This window comes from Petralouisia sp. (assembly GCF_056822245.1).
In genome coordinates this window covers 1-6,472 of sequence record NZ_JBQIOP010000087.1, presented here as the reverse complement: position 1 = coordinate 6,472, position 6,472 = coordinate 1, and the positions used below count along the sequence as shown (strand labels likewise).

Sequence of the window (6,472 nt, the reverse complement as noted above, 5' to 3'; positions counted from 1 at the left end):
GAGGAACGGCAGGAGTTACAGACCCTTGTATCGGATATTTCCCATCAGGTGAAAACGCCGGTAAGCAATCTGAAAATGGCGACGGACACCCTGCTGGAAAAACCTATGACCGAGGCGGAGCGCACCGACTTTATCCGGGGAATCCGCAGCCAGACGGATAAGCTGGACTTTCTCTTTCAGGCCCTTGTGAAAACCTCCCGGCTGGAAACAGGCGTGATCCAGTTGGATAAGAAACCGGGCCGCCTTTTTGATACTGTGGCGCAGGCCATGAGTGGGATCGTGTATGCAGCGGAGAAAAAGGAAATTGCCGTGTCCGTGAACTGCCCGGAGGATTTGGCCGTTTCCCATGACAGCAAGTGGACATCGGAAGCCCTCTTTAACTTGCTGGACAATGCGGTGAAGTACACCCCGGCAGGCGGGAAAATCGCTGTGTCGGTGGTGCTGTGGGAAATGTATGTGGAGATCAAAGTGACCGACACCGGCAAGGGCATTTCCGAAAGCAATCAGGCCGCCATCTTCCGGCGCTTCTATCGTGAGGAAGAAGTACACGAACAGCAGGGCGTGGGCATTGGCCTGTATCTGGCCCGCGAGATCGTAACACGGCAGGGCGGCTATATCAAAGTGGTTTCGGAGCTGGGCAAGGGTTCGGAATTTTCTATTATGCTGCCTACAAAATAAAAAGTAAACAAGCGAGGTGTTTCTATTATGAATGAACGAGAAAAAACGATTCGACTGTGGTTTGATATGTGGCTTTATCAGAAAGATATGGGCATTGATGATATTTTTACAGAAGATGTCCTCTATACAGAAAGTTGGTGTCCCCAGTATAGCAATCGTAAAACCGTAAAGCATTGGTTTCAGGAGTGGAATACCCGTGGAAAGGTGATAATTTGGGAAATCAGGCAATTCTTCCATAAAGAAAATCAAACGATTGTAGAATGGTATTTCAAAAATGAAATGAATAATGGGGATATAGAGGAATTTGACGGCATTTCTTTGGTTGAATGGACAGAGGACAATAAAATAAAAGCATTAAAAGAGTTTGGGTGTAACCGTAATACTTATAATCCCTATCAAGAAAGCGACATCCCTCAATTTAGAAATCAAAAGGCGAATTGGTTTTAGAGGTGTATAAATCGATGTAATTCCTTATGTTTATAAGTAGACCATCATTGTAAAAAAGCCCCCCTGTCACTTATTCAAGAATGTATCGCAGGTCATGAGTAGAAGTGATTTATAAAATTACACTCAATTCAAAAATGGAGGATTAGAATATAAATGGAAAACAAACAAATTGTAAAGAATTTCTATGAATTGGTTGTATCAAAAAACTCATTGCAAGAACTCTATCAGTATGTATCGAAAGACTGCCTCCTTAATATTGGTAATGAAAAAATACCATTTGGATTAGAGGGTATGAGAGAACATCTTGTTGCTATAAAAAAGACATACCCGGATTATACGATAAAAATATTACGGCAATTTGCTGATGGCGATTATGTAATTTCTGAATTTCTTATGGAAGGTACACACGAAGGGGAATGGATAGGAATAAAACCGACACATAAAAAACTGGTATTTACAGGTGTTGATATTGACAAAGTAATAAACGGCAAAATAGTGGAGCATGGCGGCTCCGTTAATACATTTGAAACATTGCTTGAGCATGACTTAATTAGGCCCGTATAAGGAGGCAAAGATATGATGTATCGTACAGAATTATTAGAAGAAATTACCGTTGAAAATGTAACAGAGAAAATCAATGCCAAAATAGAAGAAATGGAAAAGCAAAGCTATCGGCTTGTCACAATGTCATTTTGGGGAACAGAAAGAGCCGTATTAGTTTTCAAAAAGGGGCTGAAAGGCAGCTTGCTTTGAACTGCTGCTGTCTTTCAATTTCAGCAAAATAGAACGCGGCGGACGGCCATTCCTGGCTGCCCGCCGTAAATTTTTTTGAAATGTCCGAGCGTTGTAACATTTCACCCCGATTTTCAATGAAATTTTTGGGCCGCTGTAACATTTCGCGGACATTTGGGTTTTACAATACCCTTATCAGCAGGCAGAAAGCCTTGAAAGGAGTTTTGAGTATGAGCATTTTACAGACTATCGACCTGAAAAAGTATTACGGTACAGAGCCGAACATTACTCGCGCCCTTGACGGCGTGAACTTCTCCGTGGAGGACGGCGAATTTGTGGCCGTTGTGGGAACCTCCGGCAGCGGCAAGTCCACCCTGCTTCACATGATGGGCGGGCTGGACACTCCCACCAGCGGAACCGTGATCGTCCGGGGCGAAGAACTGGCAAAGAAGAACGACGAACAGCTTACCATTTTCCGCCGCCGCAACATCGGCTTTATCTTCCAGAACTATAACCTTGTTCCCATCCTGAATGTGTATGAGAACATTGTCCTGCCGGTGGAGCTGGACGGGGACACGGTGGATCAGAAGTTTTTGGACGAGATCGTTCACCTACTGGGACTGGAAGATAAGCTAAAAAATATGCCGAACAATCTTTCCGGCGGACAGCAGCAGCGTGTGGCGATTGCCCGCGCCTTGATTACCAAACCGGCTATCGTGCTGGCCGACGAGCCGACCGGCAACCTTGACAGCAAGACCAGCGCCGAGGTGCTGGGGCTTATCAAGCGCACCAGTGCGGAGTTCCGGCAAACTGTTGTGATGATTACCCACAATGACGACATAGCCCGTCTTGCAGATCGGATTGTCCGCATTGAGGACGGAAAGATTGTAGAGTAAGGAGGTGGCAGGCTATGACATGGCCTTTTGAGAATGATACCAGCGCCATTACAAAGAAGCTGGCAAAGAAAAGTTTGCAAAGCGAGAAGCGCCGGAATCTGATGGTGGTGATCGCCGTTGCGCTGGCGGCGTTTCTGATCTGCTTTACGGGAATTGTGTCTACTTCCCTGACACAAATGCAGCGCAATCAGGTTGTCGATACTTATGAGGCGGTTTGGCTGGGTGTAGAGGAAAACGACATTGAAACCCTGAAAGGAGTGCCGGAGTTTGAGCGCGTAGGCGGCTACTATCTGCTGGGTGAGGAACTTTCAGAACAGGGCTATCATGCCTCTTATGTATATAATGACGCAGAAATGATGGAGATTGGGCGCGACCAAATGAAGCTATTGGAGGGGAATCTGCCCCAAAAGGCAAATGAAGTTGTCGTAAGCGAATACTTTCTTTCCACCTATGGACACAATGCCAAGATCGGGGACACTGTGACCTTAGATACAGAGAGTTTTCATGGCGATTATGTCGTTACCGGCATTATGGACAGCGTAAATGAAAAAGAAGCGAATACCTGCGCTATCATTCTTTCCAACGCTGCCCTGACAGAATGGAAAGGGTTTGATCCGGCTGGGTATCGCGCCTATGTCCATTTCAAAAACAGCGTTCAGTTGGACGAAGAACTGATGAGCTCTTATTGCAGGGAGGTTGCGGAGGAATATCAGCTTTCTATGCCCAAAATGAACAGCAAATATTTTGCTTATGCTTCTAAATCCTTTGATTTTTTACCGATTGTTGGTGTGATTGCTATTGTTCTGATCGGCGGCTATATTGTGATCCAGAGTATCTTCCGTATCTCCATCAATGACAAAATCCAGAGCTACGGGCAGCTTCGGACGATTGGCGCGACGCCAAAGCAAATCAAGCGGATTGTAAAGCGGGAGGGACACAAACTCGGCAGTATCGGGATTCTGATTGGTACAGTGCTGGGCGTATGCGGCGGTTTTCTCCTGTTTTCCAAGGGATTTAATGCTGTTTCCTATGTGGCAACGATTATTTTGACACTCATAAGCAGTTGGATCATGGTATCTGTTTCCATCCGTAAGCCGGTGAAAATAGCGGCAGGGATTTCCCCCATTGAAGCCGTCCGTTTTACCCCGGCGCAAAAAGACATCCGCAGCCGGAAAAAGAATATCAAGCTCAATCCTGTTTCAATGGGAATTGCGAATTTTAAGCGTGACCGCAAAAAGACCGTTGCTATTGTAGCCTCATTGAGTTTGGGTGGAATTATCCTGCTTGTGGTATCCTCCATTGTTTTGCTGCGCTCCCCAGAGGCGCTTGCAAGACAAGAGTTCCCGGATGGTGACTATAAGGTTTATCTGGATTCAAAGTTGTCAGAACAAGAAGTCATGGCAGCAGGAAATCCACTGAATGAGGAACTCAAACAGGAAATTTTGTCTATTGACGGTGTAACCGATGTGATTGCAAAAAGGCAAAGCCTTCATATAAATTATAACGTCAACGGAATTGAATATGGTGGTATGTGTGATATACTGACTGATCAAAATTATTCTAAGGTTGAAGCTTCATTGATAGAGGGCACTATGCCGACGGATACACACAGCATCCTAATTGATTCGGCAACAAGTAACCGTGAACATATAGGTGTCGGAGAAACAGCTGAACTTATCTCCGGGAAATCAACCATTCCGGTTACTATATCCGGGGTGTTTAACAATAATCTGGATAATGGACATGGAACACATCACTTTGACGGTGTATTGGAATTTGCACCGGAAGCATTGTTCCATGAACTGCACCCGGAAATCACCTCTTTCGATTATTCATGGAGCATTGTAAGTGATCCCCAAAAAGCGGATCATGTGAGGGATGAATTAAAAAATATTATATCCGCTCATACGGATATTGCATTAGATGATATTAACACTGTAATTGAGTATGAAAAAAATATAAATTCTTTTGTATTTGGCAGTATGGAGGTACTTTCATGGCTGGTATTCCTCTTTGGCGTTATCAACCTAATTAACACGACCCTCTCTAATCAAATGTCCAGAAAACAGGAAAACAGTGTTTTGCGTTCCATCGGACTGACCCAAAAGCAGCTATGTAAAATGAATATCTGCGAGGGGCTGTGCTATGCATTCTTTGCAACATTGGCGACGCTGATCGTTGGGCTTCCGGCTTCCATCTTTGCTTGCAGCAAATTTAGTGTAGGAGCTTTTGCCGGAAAAGTAGTGCCTTACAAATTCCCGGTTTTGGAAATGGGTCTGTTCATTCTGGTATTGTTCGGAATGGAGCTGATTTTGTCTGTATGGACAGTCCGCAGACAGAAAAAACAATCTCTGATTGAACAAATGCGGGCGATGGAATAAGCGTATAAAATTTGGAGGAATTATCTATGGCTAACGATAAAAGAAAATTAACAGAACTGATAAGCAAGAAAGTGTGTATTGCGCCCATCCTTACGAATGTGCTTTTGTAGTTTTTGAGAAATAGGAACGAATACTATAAATCGGGATTTACGGAGGTTAATGCTATGGGAAATATAGTTGGAGCGATTGTATATGCGATTGTGTCATCGGTTATGATAGAGAAAAGAAAAAAGTAAAATTCCGGTTTGTCGGGCAAAAGAAATTGATGGAGGCATAGTATGAAGATAACTGATAGAGATATAGATAACGGAAAACCTTTTGATTGGGGGAAAACCTCTTTAGATTATGCAAAGTTCCGTGATATTTATCCAAAAGAATTTTATCAAAAAATTGTTGACCGCAAATTATGTATAGACGGACAATCTATCCTTGATGTTGGAACAGGGACAGGGGTGCTTCCCAGAAATATGTACCAGTATGGGGCGAAGTGGAGGGCTACCGATATTTCAGGAAATCAAATTGAACAAGCCAAAATCCTTTCAAAAGATATGGATATAGATTATTACGTTGTGCCAACAGAAGATATAAGTTTTTCAGATAATTCTTTTGATGTAATCACAGCCTGTCAATGTTTTTGGTATTTTAACCATAAAATTGTTATGCCTAAGTTTTATCGTATGCTTAAAAAAGAGGGAAAGATTCTTGTTTTATATATGGCATGGCTTCCATTTGAGGATAAAATTGCGGGAGCAAGTGAAAAACTTGTGTTAAAATATAGTCCTAACTGGAGTGGTGCAGGAGAAACGATACATCAAATAGACATACCCGATTGCTATAAAGAAAACTTTGAACTTGTACATCACGAAGAATTTACTGTAAGAATACCATTCACCCATGAAAGCTGGAATGGAAGAATGAAAGCGTGTCGTGGAATTGGTGCTTCGCTTACCGAAAAAGAAATTTCTATGTGGGAACAAGAACATAGAACACTCCTTGAACATATTGCGCCTAATGAATTTGATATTTTACATTATGGTGCTATTGCCGAACTAAAAAAGCGTTAAATTGGACGTTTGGGAAAATCAGTGGAGCGGTTCATTAGCCGCGCCACTGATTTTTTGCTATCCCTTGACAAAATATTTTGAAATGTCCGAGCTTTGTAACAATTCAGCCTGTTTTTCTGTCGAAATCAAAGGCACCTCGGACATTTGTGTAACATTTGTAGTTTATGCTTATAGTAAATCAATATTGGGGGTGAGGACACATGAAAAAGATACTGCTGATCGACGACAGCGACACCTATACATGGTGTCTGCAAAAATACTTACAGCACCGGGG

General features: G+C 43.1%; 7 protein-coding genes. All 7 read left to right on the top strand.

Annotation, left to right across the window (positions count from 1 at the left end; all coding sequences use genetic code 11):
- Positions 1-678, top strand: a 678-nt coding sequence (locus ACTO17_RS19290) for a sensor histidine kinase (protein WP_482559068.1), incomplete at its 5' end; no start/stop codon positions are given.
- A gap of 27 nt (positions 679-705) precedes the next feature.
- Positions 706-1,125: a nuclear transport factor 2 family protein gene (locus ACTO17_RS19285; protein ID WP_482559067.1), complete on the top strand. Its 420-nt coding sequence runs from the start codon at positions 706-708 to the stop codon at positions 1,123-1,125.
- Positions 1,126-1,278: 153 nt separating this feature from the next.
- Positions 1,279-1,689 (top strand): ester cyclase, encoded by a 411-nt coding sequence (locus ACTO17_RS19280; protein ID WP_482559066.1) that lies wholly within the window; start codon positions 1,279-1,281, stop codon positions 1,687-1,689.
- Between the two features lie 12 nt (positions 1,690-1,701).
- On the top strand, positions 1,702-1,878 hold the full coding sequence (locus tag ACTO17_RS19275; protein WP_173681925.1) for a hypothetical protein: 177 nt from the start codon (positions 1,702-1,704) through the stop codon (positions 1,876-1,878).
- A 209-nt stretch (positions 1,879-2,087) separates the two neighbouring features.
- Positions 2,088-2,753 (top strand): ABC transporter ATP-binding protein, encoded by a 666-nt coding sequence (locus tag ACTO17_RS19270; RefSeq protein ID WP_064786805.1) that lies wholly within the window; start codon positions 2,088-2,090, stop codon positions 2,751-2,753.
- A 14-nt stretch (positions 2,754-2,767) separates the two neighbouring features.
- Positions 2,768-5,134 (top strand): ABC transporter permease, encoded by a 2,367-nt coding sequence (locus tag ACTO17_RS19265; RefSeq protein WP_482559065.1) that lies wholly within the window; start codon positions 2,768-2,770, stop codon positions 5,132-5,134.
- Positions 5,135-5,412: 278 nt separating this feature from the next.
- Positions 5,413-6,198, top strand: a complete 786-nt coding sequence (locus tag ACTO17_RS19260; RefSeq protein ID WP_135975188.1) for a class I SAM-dependent methyltransferase — start codon at positions 5,413-5,415, stop codon at positions 6,196-6,198.
- Positions 6,199-6,472: the final 274 nt, after the last annotated feature.

Bases quoted from the DNA above. Each gene is read 5' to 3' on its own strand.
- ACTO17_RS19275 (WP_173681925.1), top strand. From the start codon at position 1,702: ATGATGTATCGTACAGAATTATTAGAAGAAATTACCGTTGAAAATGTA.
- ACTO17_RS19280 (WP_482559066.1), top strand. From the start codon at position 1,279: ATGGAAAACAAACAAATTGTAAAGAATTTCTATGAATTGGTTGTATCA.
- ACTO17_RS19260 (WP_135975188.1), top strand. From the start codon at position 5,413: ATGAAGATAACTGATAGAGATATAGATAACGGAAAACCTTTTGATTGG.
- ACTO17_RS19285 (WP_482559067.1), top strand. From the start codon at position 706: ATGAATGAACGAGAAAAAACGATTCGACTGTGGTTTGATATGTGGCTT.
- ACTO17_RS19270 (WP_064786805.1), top strand. From the start codon at position 2,088: ATGAGCATTTTACAGACTATCGACCTGAAAAAGTATTACGGTACAGAG.
- ACTO17_RS19265 (WP_482559065.1), top strand. From the start codon at position 2,768: ATGACATGGCCTTTTGAGAATGATACCAGCGCCATTACAAAGAAGCTG.